Genomic DNA, 16,662 nt, shown 5'->3' on the forward strand with positions numbered 1-16,662 from the left:
TTGCTTATTCGGCGTCAGGCGCTTGTGTGTGTTTGATGAACAGTTGCGCTGCCCAAATGCCGATCTCGTACAAGATGCACATGGGAATGGCCAGCGCCAGCTGCGACACAACATCAGGCGGAGTCACGATGGCCGCAATGATGAAGGCGAGCACGATGAAGTAAGAACGAAAGTCTTTGAGCTTTTCGATGGTCACCACATTCATGCGGGCCAACACAATCACAACGATGGGCACTTCAAACGCCAAACCAAAGGCGATGAACATGCTGATGACAAAGCTCAAATAGGCTTCGATATCAGGTGCAGCCGTGATGCTTTTAGGCGCAAAGCTTTGGATGAACTTGAACACTTGGCCGAACACAAAGAAGTAGCAAAACGCTACGCCGATCAGAAACAGCAGCGTGCTCGACACCACCAAGGGCATGACCAGTTTCTTCTCATGCGAGTACAAACCCGGCGCAATGAACGCCCACGCTTGGTAAAGCACCACGGGCAGCGCCAACAAGAAGGCTGTCATCAACATGATCTTCAGTGGCACCAAGAATGGCGAAATCACCGACGTGGCAATCAGCGTGGCACCTGCAGGCAACTGCGCCACCAAAGGGGCAGCTAACAAGTCATACAGCTCAGCAGGGCCGGGGTAAATGGCCAGCGCAGCGCAAGCCACCATCACAGCAATGGTGGCTTTGACCAAGCGGTCACGCAGCTCGATCAAGTGCTGCACAAACGGCTGCTCGGTGCCAGCCAATTCGTCGTTCGGGGTGGTATCAGACATGTTCAGAACGCTTCACAGGGCGAAAACGCGCCACACGGGCAGCGCCAGATTGCGCCTTGGTGCGAACACCTTGACGAGCTTTGTACCAGTGCGGCGTTGAGCCGCGTTTGAGACGCCATTTTTTGCCTGGATTTTCATACGTCGGTGGCGGCGGGGCCAGCGGCTCGTAATGGTCAGACGATAAACCCGCCGTGGTTTCGGCCCAGTCTTTTTCGAATTCGCTGCTGGCGGTGTGTACGGATTGCTCTACATCGCGGGCAGCAGACTCCATCGTCTCTTTCATCTTCTTGAGCTCGTCGAGCTCCATCGTGCGGTTGACCTCGGCTTTGACATCCGAGATGTAACGCTTGGCTTTGCCAATCAACGTCCCCACGGTACGGGCCACGCCCGGAAGACGCTCAGGCCCGATGACCACCAAGGCCACCGCACTCACTACCGCAATTTTGGAGAAATCAAGATCAAACAAGGCGAGCGATCAACGGCAATTAAGACTTGTTCTTGACTTCAACGTCAATGGTGTTTTTGTCGGCAGACACAGCAGCAGCGGGTGCAGCTGCTTTGTCGTCGGCAGGTGCGCTGCCATCTTTCATGCCGTCTTTGAAGCCCTTCACAGCACCGCCCAAATCGCCGCCAAGATTGCGTAGCTTCTTGGTACCGAACACCATGATGACGATCAACAACACGATCAACCAATGCCAAATTGAAAACGAACCCATGTGTGACTCCTAAGTAATTGTGTGAATTCTAATCAGCCGCGCAACCAAGGGCGTGGACCGCCCATGACATGCCAGTGCATGTGGTGAACTTCTTGGCCGCCCTCAGCCCCTGTGTTGGTCACGAGGCGAAAGCCCCCTTCTGGGTAAGGTCTTGCACCTTCTTGGAACGCCAGCTTAGGCGCCAGCAACATCATGCGGCCCAGTAAGCCTTCGTGCTCGGGCGTGGCGTGTGCCACCGAGGGGATGTGCAGCTTGGGGATGATCAAGAAATGCACAGGCGCCCAGGGGTTGATGTCGTGAAACGCGAAAATCTCGTCGTCTTCGTACACCTTGCGGGAAGGAATTTTGCCTGCGATGATTTTGCAAAAAATGCAGTGGTCGTCTGTCATGCGACCCTCACTCGCCTGCGGCTTCGCGTGCTTGCGCTTTGCGCAAGGCTTTTTCTTCCAAGCCGCTCAAGCCTTCGCGCCGGGCCAGCTCATCAATCACGTCGGAGGGCTTCAAGCCATAGTGCGCCAAAGCGATCATGCTGTGAAACCACAGGTCGGCCACTTCGTACACCAGCTTAGAAGCGTCACCGCCGTGATCCACGTCTTTGGCGGCCATCACAGTTTCAGTGGCTTCTTCGCCAATTTTCTTCAAAAAGGCGTCTGGGCCTTTGTGTAACAAGCGCGAAACGTAGCTCTTCTCGGGGTCGCCACCGTTGGCGGGCTTGCGGCTTTCAATGACGTCAGCCAGACGTTGTAGGGTGTCTAAATGGGTCACAGGGGTCGAACTCATGGTGTTCACTTGTAAATTGATTCGGGGTCTTTCAGCACTGGCTCGCAAGCGTGCCATGCTTCACCTTCAAGGCGCTGGTAAAAGCAGCTATGGCGGCCAGTATGGCAGGCAATGCCGGGCTCGTGCCCTTCTTGCGTCACCTTGAGCAACACCACATCGTTGTCGCAGTCAATGCGAATGTCGTGCACTGTTTGCACATGGCCCGACTCCTCGCCCTTGAACCACAGCTTATTTCGTGAGCGGCTGAAATACACCGCACGCTTGAGCTCAGCCGTTTTTTGCAGCGCCTCACGGTTCATCCACGCAAACATCAGCACATCGCCGCTGTCTTTTTCTTGAGCGATCACGGGCACCAGCCCCTTGTCATCCCATTTGATTTCGTTAAGCCAAGTCATCACAACCTCACTGGAATGCCGCGCTCACGCATCCGCTGTTTCACCTGCTGCACGGTGTATTCGCCGTAGTGAAAGATGCTCGCAGCCAGCACAGCGTCTGCACCGCCTTGTTGCACGCCGTCGGCCAAGTGGTCGAGGTTGCCCACGCCACCTGAGGCGATCACAGGCACGGGCACGATGTCGGACACGGCCCGGGTGAGCTGCAAGTCAAAGCCGCTTTTGGTGCCATCGCGGTCCATGCTGGTGAGCAAGATTTCGCCTGCGCCGTAGTCGGCCATTTGCTTGGCCCACGCCACGGCATCTAGGCCTACGTTTTTGCGCCCACCGTGGCTGAACACATCCCAGCCGGGGCCGACGGGCAAACCGTTTGCACCTGCGCGTTGTTCGTCTTCAGCAGTGCGGCGTTTGGCGTCGATGGCCACGACGATGCACTGTGCGCCGTATTTGGCTGAGGCATCGCGAATGACTTGTGGGTTGGCAATGGCCGCAGAGTTAAAGCTCACTTTGTCAGCGCCAGCGTTGAGCATGCGGCGCACGTCGTCGACGGTGCGCACACCACCGCCCACGGTGAGGGGGATGAACACCTGGCTGGCCACAGCTTCGATGATATGAAGAATCACATCGCGCGCGTCGCTGGTGGCGGTGATGTCTAGGAAGGTGAGCTCGTCTGCGCCTTGGTCGTTGTAGCGTGCCGCGATTTCCACAGGGTCGCCTGCATCGCGCAGCTCGACAAAGTTGACGCCTTTGACGACGCGACCGCCAGTCACGTCGAGACAAGGAATGATGCGCTTAGCCAGCATAGAGGTCCAAAGAGTTCTTCAAGAAACGGTCAAACGCTGCCAGCCCACCCATTGGCCACCAGCGGAGATAGAGATGGGTTCAAACACCTGCGCGGCTTCCACGCACAACATGCGCGCAAAACCATGAGCGGGCATGTCAGCCAATGCAACGCATTTAGCTTCGCCCGGGTTCCACACCACTGAGTTGGCCCATGAGGGGCTTTGTTCAATTTGTAGCGTGCTTGTGCCGTCTTGCAAGTGCAGCGGGTTTGACGCTGCGCTTTCATCACGTGTGTACACGCGGTCAAACTCACCATCAAAGTACAGCACCTCGTCGGCCAAGCCATGCACATCGGCAACAGCGTCCCACTCGGGGCGACCGCCTAGGCCACGCAGCTCGGTCAGGTCAATGTCGTCCACTGCAAGGTAGGTGTGCAGTGCGCCAGTGAAGTGCAATTCATTTTGCGCTTCGGTGTTGTTGATGGTCAGCGTGAGGGTCAGCTGGCCGGGTGCAAGCGCGACGCGCAACACAGCCACAAAGGCTTGCTGCCAAGTGGCGAGTGTGTCGGGGTTGTTGCTGAGGGTGAAGGCTATGTGGGCGGCGTCGCCGCTGGCCACTGCCTCGCCAGCTTGCCACGCCATGTTGCGGGCAAAGCCATGCTTGGGCAATGTGCCGCGTTGGTTGAACTGGGGGAAGCACACCGGCACACCGCCACGGATGGCGGACTTGCCATCCCACAGGTTATCGGGGCTGAGATACAAACGCTCGCGGCCTTGGCTGACCCACGACAACACATGCGCGCCTTGCAGGGCCACCAACACGGTGTCGCCGCAAGACAAGGTCAAGCGCTGGCAGGCGAGACCTTCAAATTGCTCATCAGCCATTGAGTTCGTCAGCGCGGGCTTGGGCTTTTTCAAAGTCCAAATCGCCGCTGTAAATGGCACGACCGCAGATCACGCCTTCCACGCCCTCGTCTTCCACGGCGCACAACTGATCGATGTCGGCCATGTTGGACAAACCGCCAGAGGCAATGATGGGGATCGACACGGCTTGTGCCAGTTTGACGGTGGCGTCGATGTTGATGCCCGTCAGCATGCCATCGCGGCCGATGTCGGTGTAGATGATGGACTCAACGCCGTAGTCTTCAAACTTCTTACCAAGGTCAGCCACGTCGTGGCCGGTGAGCTTGCTCCAACCGTCGGTGGCGACTTTGCCGTCTTTGGCATCAAGACCCACGATGATGTGACCACCAAAGGCGCTGCACGCGTCGCGCAAGAAGCCAGGGTTCTTCACAGCTGCGGTGCCGATGATGACGTAGGTCAAGCCAGCATCAATGTATTTTTCAATCGTGTCGAGGTCACGAATGCCGCCACCCAACTGCACGGGAATGTCGTGCCCCACGGCTTTCAAAATAGCTTTGATAGCCGCTTTGTTTTGTGGTGTGCCAGCGAAGGCGCCATTCAAGTCAACCAAGTGCAGCCGACGGGCGCCTTTGGCCACCCAGTTGAGCGCCATTTGCGCGGGGTCTTCACCGAAGGTGGTGGATTGCTCCATGTCGCCTTGTTTGAGGCGCACGCAATGTCCGTCTTTGAGGTCAATGGCAGGAATTAAATACATGATGGCGTTAAAAGTTCAAGGGTTCCAGTGCAGAAAGTTGCGGTACAGGGCCAAACCATGCGCCGCGCTCTTCTCGGGGTGAAATTGTGTCGCAAAAATGTTGTCGCGGGCCACAGCGCATGTAAAAAGGCCGCCGTAGTCAGTTTGGGCCGCACAGTGCTCTGGGTTCGCTGGAAGGGCGTAGAAACTGTGCACGAAATAGAAGTAGCTGCCCCCATTTTCTGAAGGCACATCGGTCCACATGAAATGTGGGCGTGTGGTCTGCACTTGGTTCCAACCCATCTGAGGCACTTTGAAGCGACTGCCGTCAGCTTGGGTGCGACCTGCCAGGTCAAACTGCACCACTTCGCCGGGGATCAGGCCTAGGCTAGGTGTGTCGCCCTCGGCGCTGTGGTCGAGCAACATTTGCATGCCCACGCAAACGCCAAACAAAGGCTTTTTATCGGCGGCGTCCAACACGGCCTCAAGCAAGCCGGACTGGCGCAACTCGCGCATGCAGTCAGGCATTGCGCCTTGGCCGGGCAAGACCACGCGATGCGCGTTGCGCACCACTTGCGGGTCGGAGGTGACGATCACTTCCGCATGGTCCACCACTGAAGCGGCATGCATCACAGCCTGCGCCACAGAGCGCAGGTTGCCCATGCCGTAATCAACGACGGCGACTTTGTTATTCATACGCGCGAGGGATCACAAGCTTCCCTTGGTGGATGGAATCATGCCGGCTGAGCGTGGATCGAGTTCGAGTGCGGCACGCAAGGCGCGGGCAAAGGCTTTGAACACGGTCTCAGCTTGGTGGTGCGCGTTTTCGCCGCGCAAGTTGTCAATGTGCAGGGTCACAAATGCGTGATTCACAAAACCTTGGAAAAACTCAAACGCCAATTGGCTGTCGAACTCGCCGATCATGCCGCTCTTGAACGGCACGTGCATGATGAGGCCTGGGCGACCCGAAAAATCTACCACCACGCGGCTGAGGGCTTCGTCGAGCGGCACATAGGCATGACCATAGCGGCGAATGCCTTTTTTGTCGCCGACGGCTTTGGCAAACGCTTGACCCAAGGTGATGCCCACATCTTCCACGGTGTGGTGGCCGTCGATGTGCAAGTCGCCCTTGGCTTGGATGTCGAGGTCAATCAAACCATGACGCGCGATTTGGTCGAGCATATGGTCAAAAAAACCAATGCCGGTTGAAAGCTTGGATTGCCCCGTGCCGTCGAGGTTGATCTTGACGGTGATTTGGGTCTCGGCCGTGTTGCGGCTGACTTCGGCCGTACGTGCTGCTGTTTGGGATGTCATGTCGTGACTTTCGATGAAGAGAGAGCGGCTGGCAGGGCAGCCAAAAGTTGTTTGTTCTCGTCGGGTGTGCCAATGGTCAAACGCAAACAATTGGCAAGCAGTGGGTGCATTTTAGAAACGTTCTTCACCAGCACTTTGTGGGCCTTCAAGACCTCAAAAGCGCGGTTGGCGGCATCACCCTCACCATTGAAACGCAGCACCATCATGTTGGCTTCGCTGGCGTAAGGCGTGACGCCTGCCATTTGCTGCAAAGCTTTGAACAAGGCTTCACGCTCGGTGCGAATGACGGCAGCTTGCTGGGCAAAAACATCTGTGTGCTCGAGTGCAAACAAAGCGCATTCGGCGTTGAGCACGCTCACGTTGTAAGGCGGGCGCAGTTTATCGACTTCGTTGATCAGCGCCTGCGGGGCAATCATGTAGCCCAAGCGAATGCCAGCCAAACCGAACTTAGACAGCGTGCGCATCAACAACACATGGGCATTGGCCGCGGGGTGTTGGCGAATTTCGTCGAGCCAGCTTTTGCTGGAGAACGGCTGATACGCCTCGTCCATCACCACCAAGCCACCGTAAGCGCTGACCTGCGTGATGAGGCGGCGAATGGTGTCGGCGTCCCACAAATTGGCCGTGGGGTTGTTGGGGTAGGCGATGTAAACAATGGCGGGTTCGTGCTGCGCGATGGCGGCAGACATGGCGGCTTCGTCCAGCTCAAAGTCAGTCTTGAGTGGCACGCCGATGTATTGCAAACCTTGCAACTGCGCGCTCATGCCGTACATGACAAAGCCGGGCTCTGGGGCGACGACTTTGGCGCGATCTTGAGCACCGGGCGCGGCGCAAGCTTGCGACAACAAAGAAATGAGTTCGTCAGAGCCGTTGCCCAACATCAGGCCTAAGCCTGCGGGCAAGTCGACGTATTTCGCCAACGCATTCTTCAAGTCGTCGATGCGAGCGCCGGGGTAACGGTTGACCTCCACCGCGCCCAAACGCGCGCCCAACTGAGCCTGCAATTCGGGCGAGAGCGTGAATGGGTTTTCCATCGCATCAAGCTTGACCATGCCCACCGAGTGTTGCACGGCATAGGCGTGCATGGCTTGGACGTCGGGGCGAATGAAACGCAGTGCGTTCGTCATGTCAGTCTTTCTTCAAACGGAACTCAGCCGCCATGGCGTGGGCTTGCAAGCCTTCGCCATAGGCCAACACGGCGGCAATCTTGCCCAGCGTTTGTGCGCCCTGCTCGCTCACCTCGATCAAGCTGCTGCGTTTTTGAAAGTCGTACACGCCCAAAGGCGAGCTGAAACGCGCCGTGCCGCTGGTGGGCAACACGTGGTTGGGGCCAGCACAGTAGTCGCCCAAGCTTTCGCTGGTGAAAGCGCCCAAGAAAATCGCGCCTGCGTGCTTGAGCAGTGGCTCCCACTTGTGGGGCTCGTTACTCGACACCTCTAAGTGCTCGGGTGCAATGCGGTTGCTGATGGCGCACGCCTCTTCCATGCTGCGGGTGTGAATGAGCACACCACGGCCATTGAGGGACTTTTCGATGATGTCTTTGCGCGGCATTTGCGGCAGCAAGCGTTCGATCTCGGCTTGCACGCGGTCGATGTAAGCGACATCCGGGCAGAGCAACACGCTTTGCGCCAGCTCGTCGTGCTCGGCTTGGCTGAACAAATCCATAGCCACCCAATCAGCAGGCGTAGAACCATCGGCCAACACCAAAATTTCGCTGGGGCCTGCAATCATGTCGATACCCACGGTGCCAAACACGCGGCGCTTGGCAGCAGCCACATAGGCGTTGCCGGGGCCAGTGATTTTGTCCACCGCTGGCACTGTGGCAGTGCCATAAGCCAACGCGGCCACAGCTTGTGCGCCACCGATGGTGAAAGCGCGGCTCACGCCGGCCACATACGCTGCGGCCAGCACGAGTGAGTTCTTTTCGCCTTTAGGCGTAGGCACAACCATGATGATTTCTTCGACGCCCGCAACGTGCGCAGGAATGGCGTTCATCAACACGCTGGATGGATAAGCGGCTTTGCCACCGGGCACATAGATGCCCACGCGGTCGAGCGGCGTGACTTTTTGGCCCAGCAACGTGCCATCGGCATCGCGGTAAGTCCAACTTTCGCCACTGGCTTTCTTTTGCGCCTCGTGATAGCTGCGCACGCGTGCGGCTGCGGCTTGCAAGGCATCGCGTTGTTCGGCGGGCAAACCATCGAACGCGGCTTTGAGTTCGGTTTGCGTGAGCTCCAACGCAGCCATGCTGTCGACCTTCAAACCATCAAAGCGCTCGGTGTACTCCAGCACAGCGGCATCGCCACGCTTTTGCACGTCGGCCAAGATGTCGGCCACGCGTTGCTCGATGGCTGCGTCGGTGTCGGCAGACCAATGCAGACGCGCTTTGAAATCAGCTTCAAAGGTGGGGCTGGTGGTCGAGAGACGAAGCGGTTTGGCCATCTTGTGTACGTGTGTGGTGAAAGGTTTATTTAGCAAGCGCGGCAGAAAACGCATCGATGATGCGGCGAATATCGGCCTGCTTCATCTTGAGTGCGGCTTGGTTGACCACCAAGCGTGAGCTGATGTCCATGATGCGTTCGACTTCCACCAAGTGGTTGGCTTTGAGCGTGTTGCCGGTCGACACCAAGTCGACGATGGCATCAGCCAAGCCGGTGAGCGGGGCCAATTCCATGGAGCCATAGAGCTTGACCAAATCCACGTGCACGCCTTTGGTGGCGAAGAAGTCACGCGCGATGGTGGTGTACTTGGTGGCCACTTTCAAGCGCGCGCCTTGTTTAACCATTGCGGCGTAGTCGAAATCGGAACGCACCGCCACGCTCATGCGGCATTTGGCGATTTGCAAATCGAGGGGTTGGTACAGACCCGCGGTTGCTACACCGCCAGCCACGCCACCGCCATGTTCGATGAGGGTGTCTAGGCCCGTCACGCCCAAATCAGCGCCGCCATATTGCACATACGTGGGCACGTCAGACGCACGCACCAACACCACGCGCACGTTGGCGTGGTTAGTCGGCAAGATGAGCTTGCGAGATTTTTCTGGGTCTTCGAGCACCTCAATGCCTGCGGCTTTGAGCAACGGCATGGTTTCGTCAAAGATACGGCCCTTAGAGAGCGCCAAGGTCAGCATGGTATTTTTTTCGTTACCGTTCATTTCACTCTTTCGATATCGGCACCGATGGCGCGCAGCTTGGCTTCCATCTTGTCGTAACCACGGTCCAAGTGGTAGATGCGGTCTACCAAGGTTTCGCCATCGGCCACCAAGCCAGCAATCACCAGCGAGGCAGAGGCGCGCAAGTCGGTGGCCATGACGGTCGCACCGGAGAGCTTTTGCACACCTTCAAGCACAGCCACTTTGCCGTCGATTTGGATGTGTGCGCCCAAGCGCACCAACTCGTTGACGTGCATGAAGCGGTTTTCAAAAATCGTTTCGGTCACCTTCGATGCGCCCTTGGCAATGGCGTTCAACACCATGAACTGCGCTTGCATGTCGGTGGGGAAGCCTGGGTATTCGGTGGTGCGGAAATTTTGCGCCTTGAGGTGTTCATACGCGGGCGCAGTGCCTTGGATGCGAATGCCGTCTTCGTTGGCTGTGACCACAGCGCCTGCATCGCGCAGCTTGTCGATGACCGCGTCCAAATGGTCGGCACGGGCGTGACGCAAAAACACGTCGCCGCCAGTGGCAGCCACTGCACACAAGAACGTGCCGGCTTCAATGCGGTCGGCCACCACTTTGTGGGTGCAACCGTGCAAGCGATCCACACCTTGGATGTGGATGCGGCTCGTACCATGGCCTTCAATCTTCGCGCCCATGGCAATGAGCATTTCGGCCAAGTCTGGAATCTCTGGCTCTTGCGCGGCGTTTTCCAACACGGTTTCACCGTCGGCCAATGCCGCGGCCATGAGGAAGTTTTCTGTACCAGTGACGGTCACCATATCGGTGGCAATGCGTGCGCCTTTGAGACGTTTGCGACCGCCGCCCAATTTGGCAACCATGTAGCCGTGGTCCACCTCAATCTCCGCACCCATGGCTTGCAAGCCTTTCAAGTGCTGATCCACAGGGCGTGAGCCAATGGCGCAACCGCCGGGCAGCGACACCTTGGCGTGGCCAAAGCGGGTCAATAAGGGGCCAAGTGCCAGCACCGAAGCGCGCATGGTTTTGACCAGCTCGTAAGGGGCTTCGGGGTTGTTCAAACTGCCAGCATCCAAGCTGACCGTGCCGTCGTCTGCACGCTCAGCCGTCACACCCATGTTGCGGATGAGCTTGAGCATGGTGGCCACGTCTTGCAACTGCGGCACGTTTTGCAACGTCACAGGCTGGTCTGTCAACAAGGCTGCACACAGCTCGGGCAGGGCCGCATTTTTAGCGCCAGAAATCAGCACTTCACCATTGAGGGTGCGGCCGCCGCGAACGAGTAATTTATCCATAGGGTTTCTTAAGCTTTAGGAGCAGCTTGCCACTCGGCAGGCGTGTAGGTTTTCATCGACAAAGCGTGCACTTCGTCAGTTTTGATTTTCTCGCCCAAGGTTGCATACACCTGCTGGTGGCGTTGGATGAGGCGCTTGCCTTCAAACTCAGCAGAGACCAATGTGGCATACCAATGACGGCCATCGCCCTCGACGTGCAAATGCTCGCAAGGCAGACCTGCAGCGATGATGGCTTGCAATTGTTCGGCAGTCATAGTTATCCTCGAATCTTGTAACCCGTGCGCAGCAAGTGCAGCGCGACGGCCGACACAAAACCAAGGCACACACCCACCACACCCAAGCTCAACCAAGGCGACACATCACTCTGGCCAAAAAAGCCAAAGCGAAAACCGTCGATCATGTAGAAAAACGGATTGAGGTGGCTCACACTTTGCCAAAAGCTTGGCAGTGAGTGGATGGAGTAAAACACGCCACTCAAAAACGTCATCGGCATGATGATGAAGTTTTGGAAGGCGGCCATTTGGTCAAACTTATCGGCCCACAAGCCAGCGATCAAACCAAGCGAACCCAACATGAGTGCGCCCATCACCGCAAAGGCGATGACCCATACAGGCTGCAAGGGCATGAGCGAAAAATTCAATACAGACGATTGCCACACAAACAGCACGCCCGCCAGCAACACACCCGTACCCACCAACAAGCCGCGCACCATGGCCGATATAGCGTAGGCAAAGAACCAGCTCCAGTGCGACAAAGGCGTGAGCAACAAGAACACCAAGTTGCCCATGATCTTGCTTTGCACCATCGATGACGAGCTATTGGCAAACGCGTTTTGCAACACGCTCATCATCACGAGGCCCGGGATCAAAAACGCGGTGTAGCTCACGCCGTCATACACCTGCACATGCGCTTCGAGCACATGGCCAAAAATCATCAAGTACATCACCGCCGTGAGCACGGGCGCCGCCACGGTTTGGAAACCGACTTTCCAAAACCGCAGCACCTCTTTGTAGAACAGCATGGTCCAACCGGTCATCATGCTTGTGCTCCTGTTTCTTCGCTTTTGTGCATCACATCTAAGAACACGTCTTCCAAATCGGCTTTGCGAATTTCCACGTCTTGGGCTTGTAAGCCTGCTTCGCGTACCGCAGCAAGGTAGTGCTCAATCTCCAACGCATCATTGGCGGGAAACTGCACAATGCGCCCCGTCACACGCGCCTTAGCAGCTAGCGCGGCTGGCAATTCGGTGTCGAGTTTGAAGCGCAACACATTGCTAGACGCAGCTTTGAGCAACTCGGTGGTGCTGTCAAGGGCCACCACTTTGCCGTTTTTCAACATGGCAATGCGGCTGCACAAAGCTTCGGCTTCTTCGAGGTAATGCGTGGTCAGCAACACGGTGCTGCCCTCGCGGTTGAGCTTGGCAATGAACTGCCACAGAGTTTGGCGCAGCTCCACATCCACACCCGCCGTGGGCTCGTCGAGCACGATGACGGATGGTTTGTGCACCAAGGCTTGCGCCACCAACATGCGGCGCTTCATGCCGCCTGAAAGTTGGCGCATGTTGTGGTTGGCTTTGTCAGTCAGGCCGAGGCTATGCAGCAGCTCGTCAATCCAATCGTCGTTGTGTTTGACGCCAAAGTAGCCGGATTGGAACTTTAAGGCTTCGCGCACATTGAAGAAGGGGTCAAACACCAGCTCTTGTGGCACCACGCCCAGCATGCGGCGGGCTTGAGCGCATTGGGTGGCCACATTGACGCCGTGCACCAACACCGAGCCAGACGTGGCTTGGGCCAAACCGGCCAAGATGCTGATGAGGGTGGTTTTGCCCGCGCCGTTGGGGCCTAAAAGCCCGAAGAACTCGCCTTTTTGCACATCAAAACGCACACCATCGAGCGCCTGAAACGGACCTCGGGCGGTTTGGAAAGTTTTGGAGACGGATTGGAAAGAAATAGCGGACATGAGTAGCCTCTGATTTTAAGGCTTTACCGATGCCCTGACTTGATTGCGCCTACTTGGGCACCTAGAACCTGTTTTACTGGAGCAAAGCGCTTAAACCGTAGACCTTGGCCAACGCTTGAGCACGCTCTGGTAGACCTGTGATGCGCAGATGTGCACCACGCGCCAACACCGCACGGCGGCAAGCCAAGATGACAGCCAGCGCCGAGGAGTCGAACTGGGTGAGTGCTGATGCATCCAATATCGCCTCGCCACCTTCAGACACGCAGGAACCCAACAACGGGGCCAGCTCGTCTGTGACAGCTTGCGCTTGCACCTGCATCAACACAGCAGGCAAAGCAACGGAAGTATGCGTGGCAGTCATGTTTTATTTGGATGCGCGAGCATTGGTTTTGTTGCGCTCGGCTAAGCTGGCGATCAAGCCTTCCACGCCTTTGGCGTTGATTTCTTGGGCGAATTGGGTTTTGTAGTTTTCGACCAACCAAATGCCCATGACGTTCATGTTGTAAACCTTCCACCCACCACCAGCGGCCTTTTCAACACGGTAGTCCAGCTGAATGGGGTCGCCTTTGCCGCGCACTTCGGTGCGCACCAGCACCTCTTTGTCGTCATCAGCTGCACGCAAAGGCTTAACCACAATCGCTTGGTCACTCACTTGCTCCAAGGCACCTGAATAGGTGCGAACCAGCAAAATTTTGAATTCTTCTTGCAAACGCTTTTGCTGCTCAGGCGTGGCTTGACGCCAGCCCGGGCCAACCGCAGAAGCCGTCATACGCAAAAAGTTGACGTTGGGCATGACGCGCTGATCGACCAAGGTGATGATCTTGTTTACTTCACCGTTTTTTATCGATTTATCTGCCTTGATGGCATCCAAGATATCGGATGACACGCGTTTGATAAACATGTCCGCCGCCTCATCAGCGGCCTGCGCAACGCCCACCATACCGAGTGCGCAAGCGACGCCAAGCACCCAAGCAGACAAATGGCGACGTGACAAAAAGCGGTTCATGACTTCAAACTCCAAAGGATTCAATTCTTAATTAACGCGGGATCCGCTTATTTGGCTGACGGCGTTGCCGTGTCGGCACTCGGATCAACCAGTTCTTCGTCGTCTGGTGGATTGCCGTCAAACACCTGATTGCGACGGAACTGCAAATACGAGTCACGGGTGAAGCTGTATTTATCAATCGCAGCACCCGAGAGTAGATCTGTCGTTTTCAAAAAACTTGCACGTTTATCCACGATACGTAAGGCCATCGCCGTGTTACGCACAGCTATATCGTCGTGCTGACGCACAAAATCGACCGAGGTTTCAAGCGGAAAAACGCTGGTATCACGCACAGTCGATGGCCCAAAGAGTGGCAAGACCAAATAAGGTCCACTCGGCACACCCCAATAACCCAGCGTCTGTCCGAAGTCTTCTGGATGGCGTTGCAAACCAATTTCAGTCGCCACATCGAAAATGCCGTAAATACCCAAGGTGGTGTTGACCACTACACGCATCAATGATTCTGCGGTATCGCGCCCTTTGAGTTGCAAACCACTGTTAACCGTTGACCAAACGTCAGACAAATTGCGAAAAAAATTGCTCACCCCAGTTTGAACAGGTTGTGGCGTGTAATCACGGTAACCTGTAGCGACCGGCTTGAGCACGTTGTCATCCAACACATCGTTGAACGTCGCCACCTTGCGGTTCATGGGCTCCAGAGGATCTTTGGGGTTGGCATTGGGGCCCGTGGCACAGCCGGCGCTGAGGGCAACCAAAGTTGCAAGCACCGTATGGACAGCCAAGCGTTGAAAGTTCACACGCATCATTTGCCCCCCTTATCAGGCGCAGGATCTGCCGCCTTGTTGTACATGAACTGGCTGATCAAATTCTCCAACACCACCGCCGATTGCGTGGCTTGAATACGGTCGCCATTGGCTAAGTTGTCAGCCTCTGCGCCCGCTTCGATGCCGATGTATTGCTCGCCCAACAAACCGCTGGTGAGGATTTTCAAAGAGCTGTCTTTGGGAAATTGGTAACGGCTCTCGATGTTCATCGTGACCGTGGCTTGGAAGGTTTTGTCGTCAAACGTGACCGATTCCACACGCCCCACCACCACACCTGCGCTCTTGACGGCAGCTTGGCGCTTCAAGCCACCGATGTTGTCAAAGCGACCACTCACGGTGTAGTTGGACTGGAAATTCAAGGTCAGCAAGTTGGCTGACTTCAGAGCCAAGAACAAAATGGCCGCTGCACCCAAGAGCACGAACAAACCTACCCACACGTCATTTTTGGAGCGTTGCATAGCTTCCTCGATTCATCAAATACTGAACATCATGGCGGTGAGGATGAAATCCAACCCCAACACAGCCAACGAAGCGACCACCACCGTCTTGGTAGTAGCGCGCGAAACACCTTCGGGCGTGGGCTGGGCTTCATAGCCTTGCAGCAGTGCGACAAACGTGACGGTCACACCAAACACGATGCTTTTGACCACGCCATTGCCCACGTCTTTCCACACGTCAACGCCGCCTTGCATCTGGCTCCAAAACGAGCCAGCGTCAACGCCAATCATCAACACACCCACCATCCAGCCGCCCAAAATGCCGACGGCACTGAACACCGCTGAGAGCAAGGGCAAAGCAATGATGCCGCCCCAAAAGCGTGGACCCAAGATGCGGCGCACAGGATCGACCGCCATCATGTCCATGGCGCTGAGTTGCTCACCCGCTTTCATCAGACCAATTTCAGCAGTGAGCGATGTACCGGCACGGCCTGCAAACAACAAGGCACTCACCACGGGACCAAGCTCGCGCACCAAGCTCAAGGCCACCAACAAACCCAAAGCTTCGGATGAACCATAACGCTGCAAGGTGTAGTAGCCCTGCAAGCTGAGCACAAAGCCGACAAACAAGCCGGACACCGCAATGATGGCCAAAGAGTAGTTACCCAAGAAATGCACTTGGTCGCGCACCAAGCCAAAGCGGCGCATATTGCCGCCAAACTCTGACATCAAGCGCACAAACAAACGTGCGCCCAAACCCAAACCGGCCAAGTAGCTACGAACAGCAAAACCTAAATTGGCGATGAATTTCATAACGTCCCCTCCACACCAAAGTCTTGCGCCACGGATGGGCCTGGGTAGTGGAAACGCACAGGGCCATCAGGCGCTGCGGTGACAAACTGCTTCACCAAAGGGTCCGTGCTGTGTCGCACTTCATCGGGTGTGCCTTGCGCGGCAATCTTGCCGTTGGCCAACACGATCACTTGATCTGCGATGTGAAAGGTTTCATCCAAATCGTGTGACACGATGACACTGGTGAGGCCCAATGTGTCGTTGAGTTGGCGGATCAAACGGGCCGCCGTGCCTAGAGAAATTGGGTCCAAGCCTGCAAAGGGCTCGTCGTACATGATGAGCTGCGGGTCCAGCGCCATCGCGCGCGCCAAGGCCACACGACGGGCCATGCCGCCTGAAACTTCGCTGGGCATCAAGTCGCGTGCGCCACGCAGGCCGACGGCTTCGAGTTTCATCAACACGATGTCACGAATCATCGACTCACTCAAATCGGTATGCTCGCGCAGCGGGAACGCCACATTGTCAAACACGCTCAGATCAGTGAACAAAGCACCAAACTGAAACAACATGCCCATGCGGCGACGCACGGCGTACAAATCTTTGGGGTTGAGCGAGGCCACTTCTTGGCCATCAAACGTCAGGCTACCGGACTGCGCACGGTATTGGCCACCAATCAAACGCAGCACCGTGGTCTTGCCCCCACCCGAGGCACCCATGAGCGCCGTGACCTTGCCACGAGGCACGGTCAGGGTAATGCCATCCAAGATGAGGCGTTCGCCATAGCCAAAGCGAACATCGCGCAGCTCGACCAACGCATCAGGGTTTGTATTGAGGGAAAAGGTGTTGGTCATAGAAACAAA

Annotated in this window: 24 protein-coding genes; all 24 read right to left on the reverse strand. The window is 56.5% G+C overall.

Features of this window, described 5'->3' with window-relative positions; translation table 11 throughout:
- Positions 1-4: 4 nt before the first annotated feature.
- Positions 5-775: a twin-arginine translocase subunit TatC gene (tatC, locus tag RMR24_RS06940; protein ID WP_310614355.1), complete on the reverse strand. Its 771-nt coding sequence runs from the start codon at positions 773-775 to the stop codon at positions 5-7.
- Positions 768-1,241, reverse strand: a complete 474-nt coding sequence (tatB, locus tag RMR24_RS06945) for a Sec-independent protein translocase protein TatB (RefSeq protein WP_310614356.1) — start codon at positions 1,239-1,241, stop codon at positions 768-770. Before tatB ends, tatC begins: the two co-directional genes overlap by 8 nt.
- Positions 1,242-1,260: 19 nt before the next feature.
- Positions 1,261-1,491: a Sec-independent protein translocase subunit TatA gene (gene tatA, locus RMR24_RS06950; RefSeq protein WP_104797001.1), complete on the reverse strand. Its 231-nt coding sequence runs from the start codon at positions 1,489-1,491 to the stop codon at positions 1,261-1,263.
- Positions 1,492-1,523: 32 nt separating this feature from the next.
- On the reverse strand, positions 1,524-1,880 hold the full coding sequence (locus tag RMR24_RS06955) for a histidine triad nucleotide-binding protein (protein ID WP_310614357.1): 357 nt from the start codon (positions 1,878-1,880) through the stop codon (positions 1,524-1,526).
- A 7-nt stretch (positions 1,881-1,887) separates the two neighbouring features.
- Positions 1,888-2,271: a phosphoribosyl-ATP diphosphatase gene (locus RMR24_RS06960; RefSeq protein WP_108358497.1), complete on the reverse strand. Its 384-nt coding sequence runs from the start codon at positions 2,269-2,271 to the stop codon at positions 1,888-1,890.
- 5 nt (positions 2,272-2,276) lie between these two features.
- Positions 2,277-2,666: a phosphoribosyl-AMP cyclohydrolase gene (hisI, locus tag RMR24_RS06965; RefSeq protein ID WP_104797002.1), complete on the reverse strand. Its 390-nt coding sequence runs from the start codon at positions 2,664-2,666 to the stop codon at positions 2,277-2,279.
- Positions 2,666-3,466, reverse strand: a complete 801-nt coding sequence (gene hisF, locus RMR24_RS06970; RefSeq protein WP_310614358.1) for an imidazole glycerol phosphate synthase subunit HisF — start codon at positions 3,464-3,466, stop codon at positions 2,666-2,668. Before hisF ends, hisI begins: the two co-directional genes overlap by 1 nt.
- An 18-nt stretch (positions 3,467-3,484) precedes the next feature.
- Positions 3,485-4,330, reverse strand: a complete 846-nt coding sequence (locus tag RMR24_RS06975) for a D-hexose-6-phosphate mutarotase (RefSeq protein WP_310614359.1) — start codon at positions 4,328-4,330, stop codon at positions 3,485-3,487.
- Positions 4,323-5,063 carry a 1-(5-phosphoribosyl)-5-[(5-phosphoribosylamino)methylideneamino]imidazole-4-carboxamide isomerase gene (gene hisA, locus RMR24_RS06980; protein WP_310614360.1) on the reverse strand — a complete coding sequence of 247 codons (741 nt, stop codon included), beginning with the start codon at positions 5,061-5,063 and terminating at the stop codon, positions 4,323-4,325. The genes RMR24_RS06975 and hisA overlap by 8 nt, the downstream gene beginning before the upstream one ends.
- Before the next feature lie 15 nt (positions 5,064-5,078).
- Entirely contained in the window at positions 5,079-5,738 is a 660-nt protein-coding gene (hisH, locus tag RMR24_RS06985) for an imidazole glycerol phosphate synthase subunit HisH (RefSeq protein WP_310614361.1), read from the reverse strand.
- 12 nt (positions 5,739-5,750) lie between these two features.
- Positions 5,751-6,356 carry an imidazoleglycerol-phosphate dehydratase HisB gene (gene hisB / locus RMR24_RS06990; protein WP_310614362.1) on the reverse strand — a complete coding sequence of 202 codons (606 nt, stop codon included), beginning with the start codon at positions 6,354-6,356 and terminating at the stop codon, positions 5,751-5,753.
- Positions 6,353-7,483, reverse strand: coding sequence for a histidinol-phosphate transaminase (gene hisC, locus RMR24_RS06995; RefSeq protein ID WP_310614363.1), 1,131 nt, complete (start codon positions 7,481-7,483; stop codon positions 6,353-6,355). Before hisC ends, hisB begins: the two co-directional genes overlap by 4 nt.
- A gap of 1 nt (position 7,484) precedes the next feature.
- Positions 7,485-8,798, reverse strand: coding sequence for a histidinol dehydrogenase (gene hisD, locus RMR24_RS07000; protein ID WP_310614364.1), 1,314 nt, complete (start codon positions 8,796-8,798; stop codon positions 7,485-7,487).
- A 25-nt stretch (positions 8,799-8,823) separates the two neighbouring features.
- Positions 8,824-9,486, reverse strand: coding sequence for an ATP phosphoribosyltransferase (gene hisG, locus RMR24_RS07005; protein ID WP_310614413.1), 663 nt, complete (start codon positions 9,484-9,486; stop codon positions 8,824-8,826).
- Between the two features lie 20 nt (positions 9,487-9,506).
- Positions 9,507-10,784, reverse strand: a complete 1,278-nt coding sequence (gene murA / locus RMR24_RS07010) for a UDP-N-acetylglucosamine 1-carboxyvinyltransferase (RefSeq protein WP_310614365.1) — start codon at positions 10,782-10,784, stop codon at positions 9,507-9,509.
- Positions 10,785-10,792: 8 nt separating this feature from the next.
- Entirely contained in the window at positions 10,793-11,038 is a 246-nt protein-coding gene (locus tag RMR24_RS07015) for a BolA family protein (RefSeq protein WP_310614366.1), read from the reverse strand.
- Positions 11,039-11,040: 2 nt separating this feature from the next.
- Entirely contained in the window at positions 11,041-11,820 is a 780-nt protein-coding gene (locus tag RMR24_RS07020; RefSeq protein ID WP_310614414.1) for an ABC transporter permease, read from the reverse strand.
- On the reverse strand, positions 11,820-12,743 hold the full coding sequence (locus RMR24_RS07025) for an ABC transporter ATP-binding protein (protein ID WP_310614367.1): 924 nt from the start codon (positions 12,741-12,743) through the stop codon (positions 11,820-11,822). The genes RMR24_RS07020 and RMR24_RS07025 overlap by 1 nt, the downstream gene beginning before the upstream one ends.
- A gap of 73 nt (positions 12,744-12,816) precedes the next feature.
- Positions 12,817-13,104, reverse strand: a complete 288-nt coding sequence (locus tag RMR24_RS07030; protein ID WP_310614368.1) for an STAS domain-containing protein — start codon at positions 13,102-13,104, stop codon at positions 12,817-12,819.
- A 3-nt stretch (positions 13,105-13,107) separates the two neighbouring features.
- A complete protein-coding gene (locus RMR24_RS07035) occupies positions 13,108-13,749 on the reverse strand; it encodes a phospholipid-binding protein MlaC (RefSeq protein WP_405023317.1) in 642 nt (213 codons plus the stop codon).
- Between the two features lie 47 nt (positions 13,750-13,796).
- The gene (locus RMR24_RS07040; protein WP_310614369.1) at positions 13,797-14,552 is read right to left on the reverse strand and encodes a VacJ family lipoprotein; all 756 of its coding nucleotides are present in this window, start codon (positions 14,550-14,552) and stop codon (positions 13,797-13,799) included.
- Positions 14,552-15,031, reverse strand: coding sequence for an outer membrane lipid asymmetry maintenance protein MlaD (mlaD, locus tag RMR24_RS07045; protein WP_310614370.1), 480 nt, complete (start codon positions 15,029-15,031; stop codon positions 14,552-14,554). The genes RMR24_RS07040 and mlaD overlap by 1 nt, the downstream gene beginning before the upstream one ends.
- A 15-nt stretch (positions 15,032-15,046) precedes the next feature.
- Positions 15,047-15,823: a lipid asymmetry maintenance ABC transporter permease subunit MlaE gene (gene mlaE / locus RMR24_RS07050; RefSeq protein WP_310614371.1), complete on the reverse strand. Its 777-nt coding sequence runs from the start codon at positions 15,821-15,823 to the stop codon at positions 15,047-15,049.
- Positions 15,820-16,653: an ABC transporter ATP-binding protein gene (locus RMR24_RS07055; RefSeq protein WP_310614372.1), complete on the reverse strand. Its 834-nt coding sequence runs from the start codon at positions 16,651-16,653 to the stop codon at positions 15,820-15,822. Before RMR24_RS07055 ends, mlaE begins: the two co-directional genes overlap by 4 nt.
- Positions 16,654-16,662: the final 9 nt, after the last annotated feature.

The sequence above is a fragment of the Limnohabitans sp. genome (genome assembly GCF_031539105.1).
Taxonomy (GTDB): Bacteria; Pseudomonadota; Gammaproteobacteria; order Burkholderiales; family Burkholderiaceae_C; genus Limnohabitans.